Origin of the sequence: Streptococcus infantis (assembly GCF_047465035.1) — a bacterium.
Taxonomy (GTDB): domain Bacteria; phylum Bacillota; class Bacilli; order Lactobacillales; family Streptococcaceae; genus Streptococcus; species Streptococcus infantis_T.
The window spans coordinates 31,902-51,465 of sequence record NZ_JASHAQ010000016.1; the positions used below are offsets into that span (position 1 = coordinate 31,902).

Consider the following 19,564-nt stretch of genomic DNA (forward strand, 5'->3'; position numbering starts at 1 on the left):
ACAACAATTTTTTTAAACAAAGGAAAGCCTATGAAATTTAAAAGATTAGCGACTATTGGTCTTTGCTCAACACTCCTTTTGACCTTAGTAGCTTGTAGTCAAACTCAAAAGACTTATGATAGTACTGCTGAAACTTCCGTGATTCAATCACAGTCGAATCAGGTTTCTTGGAAAGCCTCTTACACCAATATGAATAGCAAACCGAGTGCAGAAGAAGTTCGGAAAGCCTTGGCTGCACATTTGGATAAAGATAGTGTCGATGCATTTTTCAACCTTGTAAATGATTATAACGCGACTGTTGGTTCAGTTGGCTTAACTGGAGATTTTTCTACATTTGCCAAAACAGACTATGATGTTGAAAAGATAAGCAATCTTTGGACTCCTCAAAAAGGTGATTTTGTCGGGACTAACTGTCGTATTAACAGTTATTGTTTATTGAAAAATTCTATCGAAATCCCTAAGTTAGAGAAAGATGATTCTCTCTTGTTTGTCGATAACGATGCCATTGATAAGGGCAAAATCTTTGGTACGGAAGACAAGGATGCTTTTGATATCTTATTTTCAAGAGTCAAGACCGAAGCAACGACAGATGTTAAGGTGCATGCTGCTAAGATGGAACAGTTCCTTTCTCAATTCAAGTTTAATGAAAATGCAAGAATGCTCTCCGTAGTAGTCCATGATGACTTGGATGGTCAATCCCTCTTTATCGGTCATGTCGGCATACTTGTGCCAAGCGAGGACGGTTATCTCTTTGTCGAAAAGTTAACCTTTGAGGAGCCTTATCAAGCTATCAAATTTGCAACCAAGGAAGATTGCTACAAATATCTAGATACAAAATACGAAAACTATACAGGTGAAGGTCTAGCGAAGCCCTTTATTATGGACAATGATAAGTGGGTTCAACTCTAAAAGTAGTATTTTTCGAATGATTTGCCTAAAGAGTAGGATAAGAAGTTACCAACCGAATGATAGTTAAATTGATATGATTAGAGGATAGCAAGCATGGATGAACATACATTAAGAGTTGTAAAAATTGATAAAGAAGCTATTTTTGAGTTGATCTACGAGACTTTTATAGCGCAAGAGCAAGAACTGCTGGACCTGTCACCAGTAGATCTTATCAATGATTGTGCTATGTATTGGGAAAAGGGAGAGTTTATCTTTGCAACACACCTTCAGGAAAATAATCTGGGAGAATTGAATCCTCTTCCCAATGGTATTGATATCAAAGAGCTGCTGAAAAAACTACCTGTTACAACAGATTCCTTTCTTGGTAAAGAAGTGATTTATAGAGATTTTTCATTCGATCAATTAAAAAAATAGTATAATAGAAGTAAATAAAATAGTCATAAGGAGACATAATGGATATTAAAGATTTTACAGAAAAAGAACAAGAAATGATTAAAAAGGGCCTAACTTTCTCTAAGCTGAACGATAAGGAAACTGCTGATAAGATTATTGCCTTAATTCCTCAAGATATGATTAAACGGATTCCATTTTTTGTTAGAAAACATGCCATTACACGTACTGTTAAGAGAATCTCACTTGAATATCCGGAATTGTACGCTGTTGCTGAACAAGAAGGCCAACTTCCTGAAAAGGAAGTTCAAGAATTGCGACAAATTCTTACAGATATTTTCCAAGAGAAAATGAACAAGCATAAGATTAAATAACTAATAAAAGAACGAGTAAGTTTATTCGTTCTTTTTCTATTCGCTTTCAATCTTAAATGAAGCTTAATATTTTACAGGAATTATGATATTCACGAACGAAATTTATTTTTTTTGCAAAAAGGTACTTTACAAGAATACGAAAACATGATATAGTAATGAAGCTTAGAAAATGAGATGATGTTTTCTAGCAAATATAAACCCGAGTAAAAAATGCCTACGGACAGGCAGGGTTGAATGCCGAAGCGTGGTTGAAAAGCCACATTATTGATAGGGTTAAAAGCCTACTTTTATAAGTTGATGTTAGGACATTAGTTCTAATTCGTATACATTTGTTAGTGTGGTGAAAGCACACGTCATCTTGTGAAACGATCAATAAAGTACGTAATATTTGCTACTAGAGAGTTAGGAAACATCAGGAACAGACATACTCAAAAGAAACAAACATAAACACGTCAGTAGATTGTAGAGCAGGTGCCAACCTGCTCTTTTTTCATAAGTATCCTTTAGAGCCTTACACAAGGTGAAAAAACTATGATAAAGGAGTATGTCTTTATAATGTTAAATCAAAACCAAGCTCCCATCTATGAGGGGCTGGTCAAATTAAGAAAGAAAAGAATTGTACCATTTGATGTACCTGGTCACAAACGTGGCCGTGGGAATCCAGAGTTGGTTGAACTTCTGGGTGAGAAATGCGTTGGGATTGATGTCAATTCTATGAAGCCTTTGGATAATCTAGGACATCCCATTTCGATTATCAGAGATGCAGAAGAACTAGCAGCAGAAGCATTTGGTGCTGCTCATGCCTTTTTAATGATTGGCGGGACAACCTCATCCGTGCAAACCATGATTCTTTCCACCTGTAAAGCAGGGGATAAAATCATCCTACCACGAAATGTCCATAAATCAGCCATCAATGCACTCGTTTTATGCGGTGCTATTCCCATCTATATCGAGATGAGTGTGGATCCTAAGATTGGTATCGCTTTAGGGCTTGAAAATGACCGTGTGGCGCAAGCTATTAAGGACCATCCAGATGCCAAGGCTATTCTAATCAACAATCCAACCTACTATGGTATTTGTTCAGATCTTAAGGGGCTAACAGAGATGGCCCACGCTGCAGGAATGAAAGTCTTAGTAGACGAGGCACACGGTGCTCATCTCCACTTTACAGATAAACTTCCTCTATCTGCTATGGATGCAGGAGCAGATATGTCAGCCGTATCCATGCATAAGTCTGGTGGTAGCTTGACACAAAGTTCCCTTCTTTTAGTTGGGGATCAGATGAATCCTGAGTACGTGCGTCAAATCATTAACCTGACCCAATCAACATCAGCATCCTATTTGTTAATGTCTAGTTTGGATATTTCACGCCGCAATCTGGCCCTTCGTGGTAAAGAGTCATTTGAGAAGGTCATTGAGCTATCTGAGTATGCTCGTCGTGAAATCAATGCCATCGGTGGCTACTATGCCTACTCAAAAGAGTTAGTAGATGGCGTGACCGTTTGTGATTTTGACGTGACCAAGCTGTCAGTCTACACTCAGGGAATTGGTTTAACAGGTATTGAAGTTTATGACCTCTTACGTGATGAATATGACATTCAGATTGAGTTTGGTGATATTGGCAATATCTTGGCCTACATTTCGATTGGTGACCGTATCCAAGATATTGAACGCTTGGTTGGTGCTCTGGCTGACATCAAGAGACTCTACTCAAGAGATGGGAAGGACTTGATCGCTGGCGAATATATCCAACCAGAGTTGGTGCTGTCTCCTCAGGAAGCCTTCTACTCAGAGAGAAGAAGCTTAACCCTGGACGAGTCCGTTGGGCAAGTCTGCGGGGAATTTGTCATGTGTTACCCTCCAGGTATTCCAATCCTAGCGCCCGGTGAACGCATTACACAAGGTCTTGTCGATTATATTCAATTTGCCAAAGAACGTGGTTGTTCCCTCCAAGGAACGGAAGATCCAGAGGTCAACCACATTAATGTCATTGAGAGAAAGGAGAACTAAATGGATTTATGGTTTTCTGAAGTTCATACTCCAGATGTGAAATTGTCCTTGAGAACTGCCAAACAACTCTACGCTGGAAAAAGTGAATGGCAGGATATAGAAGTATTAGATACACCAGCTTTTGGGAAAATACTGATTTTAAATGGGCACGTCTTGTTCTCAGATGCAGATGACTTTGTCTACAACGAAATGACTGTCCACGTTCCTATGGCTGTCCATCCCAATCCAAAGAAAGTCTTGGTAATAGGGGGTGGTGACGGTGGTGTTGCCCAAGTATTAACCCTATATCCAGAATTGGAACAAATCGATATCGTGGAACCAGATGAGATGCTGGTTGAGGTTTGTCGAGAATACTTCCCAGAATTTGCTACTGGTCTAGATGATCCTCGTGTTACCATCTACTACCAAAATGGGCTTCGCTTTTTACGGAACTGCGAAGATGATTACGATATCATTATCAATGATGCGACAGATCCCTTTGGCCATACGGAAGGGCTCTTTACTAAGGAATTTTACGGCAATAGTTACAGAGCCTTGAAAGAGGATGGAATCATGATCTATCAGCATGGTAGTCCCTTCTTTGACGAAGATGAGTCAGCTTGTCGAAGCATGCACCGTAAGGTTAATCAAGCCTTTCCAATCAGTCGAGTTTATCAGGCACATATCCCTACCAGTCCTGCAGGCTATTGGTTATTTGGGTTTGCATCGAAAAAATATCACCCTGTCAAAGATTTTGACAAGGAAGGTTGGAAAAAACGCCAGCTTTTCACAGAATACTACACTGCAAACCTACATATTGGTGCCTTTATGTTGCCTAAGTATGTAGAAGACATTTTAGAAGAAGAGGAAGGAAGAAAATGAGTCGTTTATTAGTTATCGGATGTGGGGGCGTTGCCCAGGTTGCTATTTCAAAGATTTGCCAAGATAGCGAAACTTTTAAAGAAATTATGATTGCTAGCCGTACCAAGTCAAAATGCGATGACTTGAAGGCTAAATTAGAAGGTAAAACAAGTACAAAGATTGAGACAGCTGCTCTTGATGCAGACAAGGTAGAAGAAGTGATTGCCTTGATCGAAAGCTACAAACCAGAAGCTGTTTTGAACGTAGCTTTGCCTTATCAAGACTTGACCATCATGGATGCTTGTTTAGCTACAGGTGTCCACTATATTGACACAGCTAACTACGAGGCTGAGGATACAGAAGACCCTGAATGGCGTGCCATTTATGAGAAGCGTTGTAAGGAACTTGGTTTTACTGCCTACTTTGACTACTCATGGCAGTGGGCTTACCAAGAAAAATTCAAGGAAGCTGGATTAACCGCTCTTCTTGGTTCTGGATTTGATCCAGGTGTGACTAGTGTTTTCTCGGCTTATGCCCTCAAACACTATTTTGATGAAATCCACTATATCGATATTTTAGACTGTAATGGTGGTGACCACGGTTATCCATTTGCGACAAACTTTAACCCAGAAATCAATCTACGTGAGGTTTCTGCACCAGGTTCTTACTGGGAAGATGGAAAATGGGTAGAAGTTGAAGCTATGTCTATCAAACGTGAGTATGATTTCCCTCAAGTTGGTCAAAAAGACATGTATCTCCTCCACCATGAAGAAATCGAATCATTAGCAAAGAACATTCCTGGTGTTAAACGCATTCGCTTCTTTATGACTTTTGGCCAATCTTATCTAACGCACATGAAATGCTTGGAAAACGTTGGTCTCCTTCGTACAGATGCTATTAATTTTAACGGACAAGAAATCGTACCAATCCAATTCTTGAAAGCCTTGCTTCCAGATCCTGCCAGCCTTGGCCCACGTACTGTTGGTAAAACTAATATTGGATGTATCTTTACAGGTGTGAAAGATGGCGTTGAAAAGACCATCTACATCTACAATGTTTGCGACCATCAGGAATGTTACGCCGAAGTTGGTTCTCAAGCCATTTCTTATACAACAGGTGTTCCTGCTATGATTGGGACAAAATTAGTGATGGATGGCACTTGGAAACAACCAGGAGTTTATAACCTTGAAGAGTTGGATCCAGACCCATTCATGGAAGCTTTGAATAAATTCGGTTTGCCATGGGTTGTGGTAGAAAACCCACAAATGGTGGACTAATGAAATTAGGACAAGTACCAACGCCAGCCTATGTTATTGATCAAGCAAAACTAGAGGAAAATTGCCGTATTCTACAAGAGGTTCAGGAAGAAGCGGGCTGTAAGGTGTTGCTAGCTCAAAAGGCTTATTCCCTCTATAAAACCTATCCTTTGATTAGCCAGTATCTTTCAGGTACGACAGCTAGTGGACTCTATGAAGCGAAGTTAGCTAGGGAAGAATTTCCGGGGGAAGTCCATGTATTTGCACCTGCTTTCAAGGAATCAGACATGGAAGAGTTACTTGAAATAACAGACCATATTGTCTTTAATTCAGAGAGACAGTTACGCAAACATGGAGCACGTTGTCGTGAAGTTGGTATCAGTGTCGGTCTGCGCCTTAATCCTCAATGTTCAACGCAGGGAGACCACGCGCTTTATGATCCTTGTGCTCCTGGCTCTCGTTTTGGAGTAACTTTGGATAAGATACCAAGTGATTTATTGGATTTGGTTGACGGACTTCATTTTCATACCCTCTGTGAGCAAGGGGCAGATGATTTACAAACTACTTTGAAAGCAGTAGAAGACCAGTTTGGGGCCTATTTGCATCAAGTTAAATGGCTCAATATGGGTGGTGGACATCACATCACAAGAGAAGGTTACGATGTGGATTTGCTGATTTCAGAAATCAAGCGTATCCGAGAAACTTACAATCTTGAAGTTTATATCGAGCCGGGTGAAGCTATTGCGCTCAATGCGGGTTATCTAGCAACTGAAGTATTGGATATTGTAGAAAACGGTATGGAAATCTTGGTTTTAGATGCCTCTGCGACCTGCCATATGCCTGACGTACTTGAGATGCCCTATCATCCACCTTTGAGAAATGGCTTTGAGGCACAGGAAAAAGCGCATACCTATAAACTTTCTTCCAATACCTGTCTGACGGGCGATGTGATTGGTGATTATAGTTTTGAAAATCCTGTTGAGATTGGAGATAGACTTTACTTTGAGGACATGGCTATTTACTCATTTGTTAAAAATAATACCTTTAATGGTATTGGATTGCCAAGTCTCTATCTTATGGACAAACAGGGAGACTGTAGCTTAGTCAAAGCCTTCGGCTATCAAGATTTTAAAGGGAGATTATCATGATGGACAGTCCCAAAAAATTAGGCTATCGTATGCCAGCAGAGTATGAACCCCACCATGGGACCCTCATGATATGGCCTACTCGACCAGGATCTTGGCCTTTTCAAGGAAAGGCGGCTAAAACAGCTTTTAGCCAAATTATCAAAACTATTGCTCAGGGGGAAACAGTCTACCTTTTGGTGGAGGAAGACTATCTGTCTGAAGCGCAATCCTATCTTGGAGATCAGGTCGTTTATCTAGATATTCAGACAAATGATGCCTGGGCTCGTGATACTGGTCCGACCATTCTCCTTAATGATAAAAGGGAAAAGTTAGCGGTAGACTGGTCTTTCAATGCCTGGGGTGGTGCTGTGGATGGTCTCTACCAAGACTATGAAGCAGATGACCAAGTAGCCAGTCGTTTTGCAGAAGTCTTAGATATACCTGTTTATGATGCCAAACCTTTTGTACTGGAAGGCGGAGCTATTCACAGTGACGGTCAAGGAACCATTCTTGTGACTGAAAGTTGCCTTCTTAGTCCTGGTCGTAATCCTCACCTGACTAAAAAGGAGATTGAAAAGACCTTACTAGAGAGCCTTGGTGCCGAAAAAGTTATTTGGTTGCCTTACGGTATTTATCAAGACGAGACAAATGAACACGTCGACAATGTAGCAGCCTTTGTTGGTCCAGCGGAGATTGTTTTAGCTTGGACAGATGATCAGGATGATCCCCAGTATGCCATGTCTGCGGCAGATCTAGCTCTTTTAGAGACGGAAACAGATGCAAAGAGGCGTTCCTTTACCATTCATAAACTTCCGATTCCAGCTATCCATCAAGTAGTAACGGAAGAAGATTTGCCGGGTTATAGTTATGAAGAAGGTGAAGAAGAACGCTATGCAGGAGAACGTTTAGCAGCTTCCTATGTGAACTTCTATATTGCCAATAAGTCTGTCTTGGTGCCACAATTTCAGGACGAAAACGACCAAGTGGCCTTGGATATCCTCAGTCAGTGTTTCCCAGACCGTGAAGTCGTAGGAATCCCAGCTAGAGATATTCTTTTAGGGGGTGGGAATATCCACTGTATTACCCAACAAATTCCAGAATAGGAGAAAAAGATGAGAAATGTAACGGTTGCAGCCATTCAGATGCAATGCGCTAAGGATGTGGAAACCAATATCCAAACAGCTGAACGTTTAGTCCGTCAAGCTGCTGAGCAAGGTGCGCAAATTATTCTCTTGCCTGAGTTGTTTGAACGTCCCTATTTTTGTCAGGAACGTCAATATGACTACTACCAGTATGCCCAGTCGGTGACAGAAAATACGGCTATTCAGCATTTCAAAGTGATTGCCAAGGAATTAAAGGTCGTTTTACCAATCAGTTTCTACGAAAAAGATGGCAATGTCTTGTACAATTCTATTGCAGTCATAGATGCTGATGGAGAAGTGCTTGGTGTTTATCGGAAGACTCACATTCCTGATGACCATTATTATCAAGAAAAATTCTTCTTTACTCCTGGAAACACCGGTTTCAAGGTCTGGGATACACGCTATGCCAAAATTGGTATTGGCATCTGTTGGGACCAGTGGTTCCCAGAAACAGCTCGTTGCCTTGCCTTAAATGGAGCGGAATTGCTCTTTTATCCAACAGCCATTGGTTCAGAGCCTATTTTGGATACAGATAGTTGTGGTCATTGGCAACGTACCATGCAAGGACACTCAGCAGCAAATATTGTCCCAGTTATTGCTGCTAATCGTTATGGTTTGGAAGAAGTCTCTCCTTGCGAGGAAAATGGTGGACAAAGTTCAAGTCTTAATTTCTACGGTTCATCCTTTATGACCGATGAAACAGGTGCTATCTTGACCCAAGCAGAACGACAAGGCGAAGCGATCTTGTTAACTACATATGACCTCGACAAGGGAGCAAGTGAACGCTTAAACTGGGGTCTGTTTAGAGATAGAAGACCAGATATGTATAAAGATATTGTCAGATAAGAGAAAGCCTATCGTAGGCTTTTTTTCTGTAGATACTATAATAATTTTTGATAATGTCCTAGGATTCTGATAAAATGGGGTATAAGAAATTAATAAGAAAGAGAACCACCATGCAAACACAAGAAGAAATGAATATTCTGGTACCTGAAAAACTAGCAGAAATTGAGCGTGATTATGATGTTACTGTTTTGTGGGCAATTGAGTCTGGTAGTCGCGCTTGGGGCTTTGAGTCTCCGGATAGTGATTTTGATGTGCGTTTCGTATACAAGCACAAGCAAGATTTTTATCTAAGCTTGAACGATCATCGAGATGTCATCGAACTACCAATTGACGATACATGGGATGTGAGTGGTTGGGATTTGGACAAGGCTTTAAAGTTGCTTTATAAGTCAAATCCAACCCTCTTTGAGTGGTTACAGTCGCCAATCGTTTACCAGCAAGACGAAGGCTTTATTGACCGTATCCGTCCGCTTGTTAGTCAGTATTTTTCCGAGAAAAAGATGCTCCACCATTACTTGAATACTGCTAGAACTCAAATGAATAAGTATCTTTCAGGAGACAAGGTCAAACCTAAAAAGTACTTCTATGCTCTGCGTCCCATTTTAGCTTGTCGTTGGATAGAAAAATATCATTCTGTTCCACCGATTTTGTTTGATGATTTATTGAAAGAATTGCTTCCTGATGAAATGAAAGAGCATGTGTCTAGACTGCTTGATATCAAGATAAATGGACCTGAAGGTATGGAAATTGAGCCCATTAAGCCCATCCAGGACTACATCATCAAAAATATCCAAGAACTAGATGATTACGTCCAAAGTGTTACCGAGGAGAAGAAAGATTGGGAAGCTCTTAATCAATTTTTCCTTGAAGAATTAAGTCGAGACTGAGGTTAGATATGGGAAAATGGACTTGTAGATGTGGTCAAGCAATGAACGACCACAAAGCGCCTGATCCAATGAGATATTCGGTTTATTCGGATGAGTTGCTTGAAGAAATCTCTCATGCAGGAGTATTTTGACTGATATTCTGTCATTGTAATTACGGTAATTATTTGTTATAATACTTCAAAGGAGGAAATCAGATGGTAGTAAAAACAAGAAAACAAGGAAATTCAATCACCATCACCATTCCAAGCGAATTCAATATTCCAAGTGGTGTTAAATACGAAGCGAAATTGTTACCAAGTGGTGAAATTATCTTTACTCCCGAAGAGTCTGGACATCAGATTTCTTATGTATCTGATGATGCCTTTGACTTAAATTTGGACAAAATTTTTGACGAATACGATGATGTTTTCAAAGCTTTGGTGGAAAAATGACAGTCTATCTAACAGAAAGGCAAATTGAAAAAATCAATGCTTTAGCAATTCAACGGTATTCACCTAATGAAAAAATTCAAACGGTTAGTCCTTCTGCTTTAAATATGATTGTCAATTTACCAGAACAATTTGTCTTCGGTAAACCTCTTTATCCAACAATTTTTGATAAGGCAACGATACTATTTGTCCAATTGATCAAGAAGCATGTTTTTGCCAACGCTAATAAACGAACTGCTTTCTTTGTTTTGGTGAAATTTCTACAGTTAAATGGTTATCGTTTTTCTGTAACAGTTGAAGAAGCGGTCAATATGTGTGTAACTATCGCAGTAGAATCCTTAACAGATGAAAGGTTATCTAGCTACACCAAATGGATCTCTGAACATTCATTTAGGACTAATGGCAAATCTTAAGCTTGGATGTTTAAATCCTAAAAGTTAAAAAATAGATAAACAGACAGTATTAGAATTCTGAAATGAAGAAAACAATTCTTTTGAATAAGTCAAACATTCAACTTTACTAAATCATAACCACCCGTCAAACGGGTGGTTTGTACCAGGGCTATAAGCCCAAATTACCAGCCAGCGCCTAAAGACGCTGGCTTTCACGTTGTTCAAGCCTCATTGCTCTTGACTCGTCACTTGCCTCTTAAAGAGGCGTGAGTATTACCTACCACTATCCCTAAAGGGATCCTCATATTCTTTCACACTTAATTTATCTAGTGCTATATCATGCTTTTCCTGATCTTGTATGTATTTCCTTATCGTGGCTTCATTAAGCCCTACTGTACTCACATAATAACCTTCCGCCCAGAAATGTCGATTTCCAAACTTGTACTTGAGGTTGGCGTGTTTGTCAAACATCATGAGTGCACTTTTACCCTTTAAATAACCCATGAAACTAGAAACACTTATCCTTGGTGGAATACTGACTAACATATGTACATGATCTGGCATCAAGTGTCCTTCGATAATTTCAACTCCTTTATAGCTACACAAACGATGAAATATTTCACCTAAACTACTCCGATATTGATTATAGATGACTTTTCGTCTATACTTAGGGGTGAACACAATGTGATACTTACAGTGCCACTTTGTGTGTGATAAACTATGAGACTTTTGTGCCATGGTTTTCTCCTTTCGCTTTACAATTGGCTTGAACACCTTTATTGTATCGCGTTTGGAGTTTTTTTGGTATAACCTTCGACGCGCACCCGCATAGCGGGTGGTTTATTTGTCTCGCACCTAACGGAGCGAGACGGACTGAAAGTCACATAACAAGAAAAAGTAGCCCACTCAGGCTACTTTTTAAAATTCTTTGTAAACATAAGGATTCTCTGGCTTATCGACTTTTACGAAAGATTGAACTTCAAGAGTTGGGAGGACTTGGTTAAGTTCCTTGTGATAGTGATTGCTAATCTTACCTTTGACTCTTACCCAGGTATTATTTTCATAATGATTGATATTTCCTGTGGTCAAGAGGCCGAAAACTCCCGAATCAGCGATGCAATGCATGATACCAAAGCGAAAAACAAATTGACTATTGGCATGATTTGGATCGTTGTAGACAAAGCCGATAAACTCGATTTCCTTGCCTTCAAATTCATTGGGATAATCATAGATCGCCTCCATGACTTCCAAGTAATTCTCGTCCTTGATAGCTATACTAGATTGAGCTAAGTATTTATCAGCACTCTTCCGAATAATATTTTCATGAGCTGTTTGTGAATAAAATCGACTGGTATCCGGTTTGAGATACTGACTGCTAGTACCTTCGCTTGCTTGGATTGCCTTGTCCGTTCCTTCTGACAGAGGAAAATAATATCCTTTTGCTGATACTGTTTGGGAATCTAGCTCGACAGTTGGAAATGTAAATCCAACTAACAAGGGCAAACTTAGGAGGACAAAACTAGCAAGCTTGGCAGAAAACTTGTGTAAGTGACTATGTTCTTTCAAACGCTTGAAGCAAATATAGGCTTGAACAATAGCTAGCAAGAAAGACAACACCATTGTGATATAAGCCAGATAAGTGTAGTGGAGGTTTAGATACTGATTGAGCTTACCTGATAGTTGCAGATAGAGGGTTAAGACAAAATAGCTAAACAAAATGATAAATCGTATCATAGCATCACCCCGACTATATAAGAATAGACAAGAACAACAAGAGTCACAATGGTCATGAACTGCCAAATAAAGCGAGTTTTAAGATAATTCTTCATCATGAGTAGGTTTTTGACATCAAGCATTGGTCCAATAACCAGAAAGGCAAGGACTGGCGCAAATCCGAAACTGGAGAGAAGCGAAGAGCCAATAAAGGCATCCGCTTCACTACAAAGTGATAGAAGGAAGGATAAGACCATCAAGAGAACAATAGCAAGTAGTGGTGTTGCACTGATAGAAGTCAGGATCCTAGTTGGTACATAAACCTGAACTATGCTAGCAAACAGACAGCCAAAAACCAAGTAACGTCCCATATCAAAGAACTCATCAATAGCTTGGATAAAGGCCTGAAGAAGTTTCTGACCTTTGGTCAAGTGAGAAAAATCATGTTCATGACAAGCCAGCCTATTTTCCTTTTGAATAGGTTCCTCCCAGAAAAATCCGAGAAAGATACCCAATATAGTAGCAACTAGCATCGCGCCCAAAGCTCTTAGGAGAACCATTTGAATTGAATTACCAAAAGCTGAATAAGTCGCAAAAAGTACGATGGGATTGATGATAGGAGCGGTTACTAGAAAGGGAACAGCTGTATAGCTAGGAACCTTCTTTTCTAAAAAACGATTGATGATCGGAACGATTCCACATTCGCAAGAAGGAAAGAGAAAACCAATGAAGCTACCAAAAAAGATTCTCCCTAGGCGGTTTTTAGGGAGAAATTTATAGACCTTCTCAGGAGTCACATAGACTTCAATGGCACCAGAGATGATGCTACCAATTAAGACAAAGGGTAAAGCTTCAATGATAATTGATAGGAAAATGGCGCCAGCTTGTAACACACTAGAAGGTAAACTTTGAAAGAGTGTCATCTATTTTTTCTTTTCTGCCTTATCTTTCTTTTCTTTGTCATCTGGAAATGTTACTTGCTTCAAATCAGGTAGTTTAGCGAACTCTTCGAACATCTTATCTAAGTCATCAGTTTTTGTAAATTTAACAGCCATTGGGCATACCTCAATTCTTTTAGTTAACACTATTATACTATTATTTTTGGGAAATAGTTGGATTTTAAAACAAACATTGCTTTTCTCTTTATAAAGTTGAAATAAAGCAACAAATTAATGAAAACAAGCTTTCTTCCGTATGGTATAATAGTCTTATGGATAAAAAATATGAAAAAATTTCCCAAGATTTGGGTGTAACCTTAAAGCAAATTGATACGGTTTTGTCTTTGACAGCAGAAGGAGCAACCATTCCCTTTATCGCTCGTTATCGGAAAGATATGACTGGAAGTTTGGATGAGGTGGCTATCAAAGCTATTATCGACCTTGATAAAAGTCTTACCAACCTCAATGATCGTAAGGAAGCGGTCTTAGCAAAAATCAAAGAGCAAGGTAAGTTGACCAAAGAGTTAGAAGAAGCCATCTTAGCTGCTGAAAAACTCGCAGACGTTGAAGAACTCTATCTTCCCTATAAGGAAAAACGTCGGACCAAGGCAACTGTCGCCCGTGAGGCTGGACTTTTTCCTCTTGCTCGCTTGATTTTACAAAATGTTCCCAACTTAGAAGGAGAAGCAGAAAAATTTGTATGTGAAGGTTTTTCTAGTGGCAAAGAGGCCTTGGCTGGAGCAGTAGATATCCTAGTTGAAGCACTTTCTGAGGATCCTACACTTCGTGCCATTGCTTATCGCGAAGTCCTTGAAAATTCTAAAATCACTTCTCAAGTCAAAGACGAAAGCCTGGATGAAAAGTTAGTATTTCAAATTTACTATGATTTCTCAGAAACAGTTGCAAACATGCAAGGTTACCGTACGCTTGCCCTTAATCGTGGTGAGAAGTTAGGCATCTTGAAGATTGGTTTTGAGCATGCGGTTGAACGTATTCAAGCCTTCTTTGCTGCTCGTTTTAAGGTTAAAAATGCCTATATTGAAGAAGTTATTCAGCAATCTGTTAAGAAGAAGGTACTGCCAGCTATCGAGCGTCGTATCCGTACAGAGTTAACAGAGAAGGCAGAAGAAAGAGCTATTCAACTCTTCTCAGAAAACCTCCGTAATCTTCTTCTGGTAGCACCTCTTAAAGGGCGCGTGGTTCTTGGTTTTGACCCTGCCTTTCGTACAGGTGCCAAGCTTGCGGTCGTTGATGCGACTGGTAAGATGCTGACAACGCAAGTCATTTATCCAGTCAAACCAGCTTCAGCTCGTCAGATTGAGGAAGCTAAGCGTGATTTGGCAGATCTGATTGGCCAATACGGTGTTGAAATCATCGCTATTGGAAATGGAACTGCCAGCCGTGAGAGTGAAGCATTTGTTGCTGAAGTACTTAAGGATTTTCCAGAAGTTAGCTATGTCATTGTTAATGAGAGCGGTGCGTCTGTCTATTCAGCTAGTGAACTTGCCCGTCAAGAGTTTCCTGACTTAACCGTTGAAAAACGCTCTGCTATCTCCATTGCTCGCCGTTTGCAAGATCCTCTTGCTGAATTGGTTAAAATCGATCCTAAATCCATCGGTGTCGGCCAGTACCAACATGATGTTAGTCAGAAAAAACTCTCTGAAAGTCTTGATTTCGTGGTAGATACAGTTGTTAACCAAGTCGGTGTCAATATCAATACGGCTAGTCCAGCCCTACTTTCACACGTTGCAGGACTTAACAAAACCATTTCTGAAAATATCGTTAAGTACCGTGAAGAAGAAGGAAAAATCACCTCACGCGCCCAAATCAAGAAAGTTCCTCGCCTAGGGGCAAAAGCTTTTGAGCAGGCTGCAGGTTTCCTTCGTATTCCTGAAAGTTCTAATATCCTTGACAATACAGGAGTTCACCCTGAAAACTATACTGCGGTTAAAGAACTCTTCAAACGCTTGGATGTTAAGGACCTAAATGAAGAAGCGCAAGCAAAACTCAAATCTGTTTCTATCAAAGAAATGGCTCAAGAGCTAGACCTCGGTCAAGAAACACTTAAAGACATTATTGCTGATCTTCTCAAACCAGGTCGTGATTTCCGTGATTCTTTTGATGCTCCAGTCCTTCGTCAGGATGTCTTGGATATCAAAGACTTACAAGTTGGCCAAAAGCTTGAGGGAGTTGTGCGCAACGTCGTTGACTTCGGTGCCTTTGTTGATATCGGTATCCATGAAGATGGACTCATTCATATTTCACACATGAGCAAGAAATTTATCAAACATCCAAGTCAAGTCGTTTCAGTCGGCGATTTGGTAACCGTTTGGGTGAAGAAAATCGATGCTGACCGCGAAAAAGTGAATCTGTCACTTCTTGCACCAAATGAATCTAACTGATTACGTTAAACAGGTCTCTTTAGAAGATTTTGGAAAACCTTTCAAACACCAAGCTCAATGGAATACTCGTCTACGGTCGACAGGTGGACGTTTTTTCCCCAAGGATGGTCATTTGGATTTCAATCCTAAGGTTTATCAAGAACTTGGTTTAGAGGTTTTTCGTAAAATTGTTCGTCATGAGCTCTGCCATTACCATCTTTATTTCGAAGGTAAAGGCTATCAGCATAAGGATTTAGCCTTTAAGCAACTTCTAAAAGAGGTCGACGGTCTCCGCTTTGTTCCTCCCTTATCAAGTTCCAATCAAAAGCCAAATTTAGTCTATGCTTGTCAGTCTTGTCAGCAAATCTATCAAAGAAAGCGAAAAATCGATACCAAGCGTTATCGTTGTGGTCTCTGTCGTGGAAAGCTCCTCTTATTAAATCGGCCTAAGGACTGATGTAGCAAATCTAGCTTAGTGCTATACTAAGATTAAGAAATCCGAAAGAGGAAAAAATTATGAATACAAAATTTTATAAAATGAGAAGAAATCGTATGGTATCAGGTGTACTTGCAGGTCTATCTGATAAGTGGAATCTTGATGTAACCCTAGTTCGTTTCCTTTTTGCAATCTTTACAATCGCAAACTTTGGACTCGGAATTATTATCTACATTATCCTAGCTTCAATCCTACCAACAAAAGAAGACATCGAAGCTGAAATGTATGGAACAGGCCCACGCAAGATCAAAGAAGCCCAACCTATCAATGATGACGAAGGTTGGTTTTGGTAAATCAAATTAACTGTCTATATTTTGATAGCAAAAAAAGATACCGAGCGGTATCTTTTTTAAATACTAAACAACTGTCCGAATAGATAGGTAACTCCCATGGTCAACAAACCGATACAAAGGTTACGAATCATAGCTGTTTTGGTTGGTGCTTTTCCAAGTTTAGCACTGGTGTAGCCAGTAACTAATAGAGAAATTGCTACAATAACAACAGTAGCAGGGATTCTGTATTCGCTTGGGAAAATAATAATCGAAAGCATTGGTGGCAGGCTACCAAGTACGAAGGCAATAAAGCTAGATGCAGCAGCATGCCAGGGATTAGTGAATTCCTCATACTCGATTCCGTACTTTTCCTCAACTAAGGCTTTGAGAGGGTTTTTAAGAAATGCCTTGTTGGTTAAGAGCTGAGCTGAAGTTTCACACTCACCATTTTGTAGATAAGCTGCATAGAGGGATTTCTTGGCAGCATCCATATCTTTATCCAAAAGTAGTTGTTCACGGGCTACAGCGGCTTCCTCTGTGTCTTTTTGAGTAGATACGGATACATACTCGCCTCCAGCCATTGAGAAGGCACCTGCTAAGATTGCTGCTAAACCTGAGAGAAAGATAATCCAGATATTGCTGGTTGCACTGGCAACCCCTATAACAACACCTGCAATGGAAATAATCCCGTCATTAGCTCCAAGAACACCAGCACGTAGGATATTTAAACGACCAGCAAAGTTTGTATCTATTTCATGTTTATTTTCTGACATAGTATTCTCCTTTATATCTAGTATAAAGGATAGGAGAAGTGAAAACAAACATTTTTAACTATCTGAAAAAAGTTCTACAATTCTAATAAAAGATTGCTATTTTTCTCTATCAGGCATAGCCATAGCTATTGCTTATGCCAAGATATAACAAAGTTGTATTTGTAACCTAGTGAAATAGGTGATACAATGAACCTAATGAAATCTTTGGAGGTCTGATGATGACTCGTGAATTTAAATTTGAAACCCTACAATTGCATGCAGGACAAGTTGTAGATGCTACTACCAAATCTCGTGCTGTACCAATTTACCAAACAACATCTTTTGTATTTGAAGATACACAAGAAGGAGAAGAACTTTTTGCACTTCAGAAAGCTGGGAATATCTATACTCGTATTACTAACCCAACAACTTCAGCCTTTGAAGAGCGTATTGCAGCTCTTGAAGGTGGTGTTGGTGCTCTTGCCACAGCATCTGGGATGGCAGCTCTTACTTATACTATTCTTGGACTTGCTCACGCAGGTGACCATGTTGTTGCAGCTTCAACTATCTACGGTGGTACTTTTAACCTATTGAAAGAAACCCTTCCTCGTTACGGAATCACCACAACTTTTGTTGATATCGATAATCTAGAAGAGGTAGAAGCAGCGATTAAAGACAATACCAAACTTGTTTTGATTGAAACCTTGGGAAATCCAGTCATCAACATTCCTGATATCGAAAAAATTGCTGAAATTGCTCATAAACATCAGATTCCTTTGGTTGCAGACAATACCTTTGCAACACCATATCTCATCAATGTCTTTTCTCACGGTGTAGATATCGCAGTCCACTCGGCTACTAAGTTTATCGGTGGTCATGGTACAACAATCGGTGGTGTTATCGTTGATAGTGGGAAGTTTGACTGGACTGCTTCAGGGAAATTCCCTCAATTAGTCGAAGAAGATCCAAGCTACCACAATATCAGCTATACTCGTGATGTTGGTGCTGCAGCTTTTATCGTTGCTGCTCGTGTTCAACTGCTTCGCGATATGGGAGCTGCCCTTTCACCATTTAACTCATTCTTGCTCTTACAAGGTCTTGAAACACTTTCTCTTCGTGTTGAACGTCATGTTCAAAATGCTGAGAAAATCGTTGATTTCCTTGTGAACCATCCAAGAGTTGAAAAGGTCAACTATCCAAAACTTCCAGATAGTCCATACCATGCCTTGGCTGAAAAATACTTACCAAAAGGTGTTGGTTCAATCTTTACCTTCCACGTTAAAGGTGGAGAAGCAGAAGCTCGTAAGGTGATTGACAACTTAGAAATCTTTTCAAACTTAGCCAATGTAGCAGATGCTAAATCATTGGTCGTTCATCCCGCGACTACAACACATGCTCAGTTGTCTGACTCAGATCTAGAAGCAGCAGGAGTAACTAAAAATCAAATCCGTCTCTCAATCGGGCTTGAAAATGCTGATGATTTGATTGAAGATTTACGACTAGCGCTTGAAAAAATCTAAAAATAACTAGTTTTTATCGAATTAAGCATCCTTCTCACGAATAATAAAGTGAGGAGGATTTTTATGTACAGTATTTCATTTCAAGAAGATTCGCTCTTGCCAAGGGAACGCTTGGTGACAGAAGGAGTAGAGAGTTTGAGTAATCAGGAATTACTAGCCATTTTATTACGAACAGGAACTCGTCAATCTACTGTTTTTGAAATTGCACAGAAAGTATTGTCTCAATTAAACAGTTTAACTGAGTTAAAAAAAATGACCTTGCAAGAACTGCAGAGTTTATCAGGAATCGGGAGAGTAAAAGCTATTGAACTGCAAGCTATGATTGAGCTTGGAAGTCGTATTCACAAACATGAAACCATTGAGGCAGAGAGCATTCTGAGTAGTCAAAGACTGGCTAAAAAGATGCAACAAGAATTTGGAGATAAAAAACAAGAGCACCTAGTGGCGCTCTATCTGAATACACAAAATCAAATTATTCATCAGCAAACCATTTTTATTGGATCTGCTACTAGAAGTATTGCGGAACCAAGGGAAATTCTCCATTATGCCTTAAAGCATATGGCAACATCCGTGATTCTGGTTCATAATCATCCATCTGGTGCTGTTATGCCAAGTAGAAATGATGACCATGTTACGAAACTTGTTAAAGAAGCCTGCGAATTAATGGGTTTGGTCTTATTGGACCATCTTATCGTCTCACATTCCGATTATTTTAGTTACCGTGAGAAGACGGATCTGATATAAAAACCTGTATATGATACAGGTCAGATTGAAGACAAAGTCCTTAGAACTCAAGTTTCTAAGGGCTTTTCTTTGTGTAAAGTCGTATAATAGAGGTAAGAAGAGTTGTGAGGTAATCCCTATGTTTCACAAAGAAAAACCTGATTATAA

The 19,564-nt window shown here is 39.7% G+C and carries 23 protein-coding genes; 18 read left to right on the top strand and 5 right to left on the bottom strand.

Annotated features, from left to right (window positions below):
• The first annotated feature begins 30 nt into the window (after nucleotides 1-30).
• The 13 genes from QM406_RS07675 (at nucleotide 31) to QM406_RS07735 (ending at nucleotide 10,622) form a co-directional block, all read left to right on the top strand.
• Nucleotides 31-909: a DUF4300 family protein gene (locus tag QM406_RS07675; RefSeq protein ID WP_414273870.1), complete on the top strand. Its 879-nt coding sequence runs from the start codon at nucleotides 31-33 to the stop codon at nucleotides 907-909.
• 93 nt (nucleotides 910-1,002) lie between these two features.
• Nucleotides 1,003-1,323, top strand: coding sequence for a hypothetical protein (locus QM406_RS07680; protein ID WP_414273871.1), 321 nt, complete (start codon nucleotides 1,003-1,005; stop codon nucleotides 1,321-1,323).
• Between the two features lie 38 nt (nucleotides 1,324-1,361).
• Nucleotides 1,362-1,673: a hypothetical protein gene (locus tag QM406_RS07685; RefSeq protein WP_414273872.1), complete on the top strand. Its 312-nt coding sequence runs from the start codon at nucleotides 1,362-1,364 to the stop codon at nucleotides 1,671-1,673.
• Between the two features lie 555 nt (nucleotides 1,674-2,228).
• Entirely contained in the window at nucleotides 2,229-3,683 is a 1,455-nt protein-coding gene (locus tag QM406_RS07690) for an aminotransferase class I/II-fold pyridoxal phosphate-dependent enzyme (RefSeq protein WP_281335585.1), read from the top strand.
• Nucleotides 3,684-4,544: a polyamine aminopropyltransferase gene (gene speE / locus QM406_RS07695; protein ID WP_414273873.1), complete on the top strand. Its 861-nt coding sequence runs from the start codon at nucleotides 3,684-3,686 to the stop codon at nucleotides 4,542-4,544.
• Nucleotides 4,541-5,800, top strand: a complete 1,260-nt coding sequence (locus tag QM406_RS07700) for a saccharopine dehydrogenase family protein (RefSeq protein ID WP_414273874.1) — start codon at nucleotides 4,541-4,543, stop codon at nucleotides 5,798-5,800. The genes speE and QM406_RS07700 overlap by 4 nt, the downstream gene beginning before the upstream one ends.
• Entirely contained in the window at nucleotides 5,800-6,927 is a 1,128-nt protein-coding gene (nspC, locus tag QM406_RS07705; protein WP_414273875.1) for a carboxynorspermidine decarboxylase, read from the top strand. Before QM406_RS07700 ends, nspC begins: the two co-directional genes overlap by 1 nt.
• On the top strand, nucleotides 6,924-8,009 hold the full coding sequence (aguA, locus tag QM406_RS07710; protein WP_414273876.1) for an agmatine deiminase: 1,086 nt from the start codon (nucleotides 6,924-6,926) through the stop codon (nucleotides 8,007-8,009). Before nspC ends, aguA begins: the two co-directional genes overlap by 4 nt.
• 9 nt (nucleotides 8,010-8,018) lie before the next feature.
• Nucleotides 8,019-8,894, top strand: coding sequence for an N-carbamoylputrescine amidase (gene aguB / locus QM406_RS07715; RefSeq protein WP_075231375.1), 876 nt, complete (start codon nucleotides 8,019-8,021; stop codon nucleotides 8,892-8,894).
• Between the two features lie 110 nt (nucleotides 8,895-9,004).
• Entirely contained in the window at nucleotides 9,005-9,781 is a 777-nt protein-coding gene (locus QM406_RS07720) for a DNA polymerase beta superfamily protein (RefSeq protein WP_414273877.1), read from the top strand.
• Nucleotides 9,782-9,789: 8 nt separating this feature from the next.
• The gene (locus QM406_RS07725) at nucleotides 9,790-9,912 is read left to right on the top strand and encodes a hypothetical protein (RefSeq protein ID WP_414273888.1); all 123 of its coding nucleotides are present in this window, start codon (nucleotides 9,790-9,792) and stop codon (nucleotides 9,910-9,912) included.
• Nucleotides 9,913-9,975: 63 nt separating this feature from the next.
• A complete protein-coding gene (locus tag QM406_RS07730) occupies nucleotides 9,976-10,212 on the top strand; it encodes an AbrB family transcriptional regulator (RefSeq protein WP_000260607.1) in 237 nt (78 codons plus the stop codon).
• On the top strand, nucleotides 10,209-10,622 hold the full coding sequence (locus tag QM406_RS07735) for a type II toxin-antitoxin system death-on-curing family toxin (RefSeq protein WP_414273878.1): 414 nt from the start codon (nucleotides 10,209-10,211) through the stop codon (nucleotides 10,620-10,622). The genes QM406_RS07730 and QM406_RS07735 overlap by 4 nt, the downstream gene beginning before the upstream one ends.
• Before the next feature lie 252 nt (nucleotides 10,623-10,874).
• On the opposite strand, the gene tnpA is transcribed toward QM406_RS07735, so the two are convergent.
• The 4 genes from tnpA to QM406_RS07755 form a co-directional block, all read right to left on the bottom strand.
• On the bottom strand, nucleotides 10,875-11,339 hold the full coding sequence (tnpA, locus tag QM406_RS07740; RefSeq protein ID WP_414273879.1) for an IS200/IS605 family transposase: 465 nt from the start codon (nucleotides 11,337-11,339) through the stop codon (nucleotides 10,875-10,877).
• 180 nt (nucleotides 11,340-11,519) lie between these two features.
• The gene (locus tag QM406_RS07745; RefSeq protein ID WP_414273880.1) at nucleotides 11,520-12,335 is read right to left on the bottom strand and encodes a TIGR03943 family putative permease subunit; all 816 of its coding nucleotides are present in this window, start codon (nucleotides 12,333-12,335) and stop codon (nucleotides 11,520-11,522) included.
• Nucleotides 12,332-13,237, bottom strand: coding sequence for a permease (locus QM406_RS07750; protein WP_414273881.1), 906 nt, complete (start codon nucleotides 13,235-13,237; stop codon nucleotides 12,332-12,334). Before QM406_RS07750 ends, QM406_RS07745 begins: the two co-directional genes overlap by 4 nt.
• On the bottom strand, nucleotides 13,238-13,369 hold the full coding sequence (locus QM406_RS07755) for an SPJ_0845 family protein (protein WP_000268695.1): 132 nt from the start codon (nucleotides 13,367-13,369) through the stop codon (nucleotides 13,238-13,240).
• Nucleotides 13,370-13,524: 155 nt separating this feature from the next.
• Here QM406_RS07755 and QM406_RS07760 point away from each other — a divergent pair, with 155 nt between their 5' ends.
• Genes QM406_RS07760 through QM406_RS07770 form a run of 3 tightly spaced genes read left to right on the top strand, consistent with a single transcriptional unit; the run spans nucleotide 13,525 to nucleotide 16,422 of the window.
• The gene (locus QM406_RS07760; protein ID WP_414273882.1) at nucleotides 13,525-15,654 is read left to right on the top strand and encodes a Tex family protein; all 2,130 of its coding nucleotides are present in this window, start codon (nucleotides 13,525-13,527) and stop codon (nucleotides 15,652-15,654) included.
• Complete coding sequence (locus tag QM406_RS07765; protein ID WP_414273883.1) at nucleotides 15,641-16,090, top strand: SprT family protein; 450 nt, start codon at nucleotides 15,641-15,643, stop codon at nucleotides 16,088-16,090. Before QM406_RS07760 ends, QM406_RS07765 begins: the two co-directional genes overlap by 14 nt.
• A gap of 59 nt (nucleotides 16,091-16,149) precedes the next feature.
• Nucleotides 16,150-16,422, top strand: coding sequence for a PspC domain-containing protein (locus tag QM406_RS07770; protein WP_045762960.1), 273 nt, complete (start codon nucleotides 16,150-16,152; stop codon nucleotides 16,420-16,422).
• A gap of 56 nt (nucleotides 16,423-16,478) precedes the next feature.
• Here the strand turns inward: QM406_RS07770 and QM406_RS07775 are convergent, their stop codons facing one another.
• Nucleotides 16,479-17,174, bottom strand: coding sequence for a VIT family protein (locus tag QM406_RS07775; RefSeq protein ID WP_414273884.1), 696 nt, complete (start codon nucleotides 17,172-17,174; stop codon nucleotides 16,479-16,481).
• Between the two features lie 218 nt (nucleotides 17,175-17,392).
• On the opposite strand from QM406_RS07775, the gene QM406_RS07780 reads away from it, so the two are divergent.
• Complete coding sequence (locus QM406_RS07780; RefSeq protein ID WP_414273887.1) at nucleotides 17,393-18,673, top strand: O-acetylhomoserine aminocarboxypropyltransferase/cysteine synthase family protein; 1,281 nt, start codon at nucleotides 17,393-17,395, stop codon at nucleotides 18,671-18,673.
• A 63-nt stretch (nucleotides 18,674-18,736) separates the two neighbouring features.
• On the top strand, nucleotides 18,737-19,417 hold the full coding sequence (radC, locus tag QM406_RS07785) for a RadC family protein (protein ID WP_414273885.1): 681 nt from the start codon (nucleotides 18,737-18,739) through the stop codon (nucleotides 19,415-19,417).
• Nucleotides 19,418-19,564 lie beyond the last annotated feature (147 nt).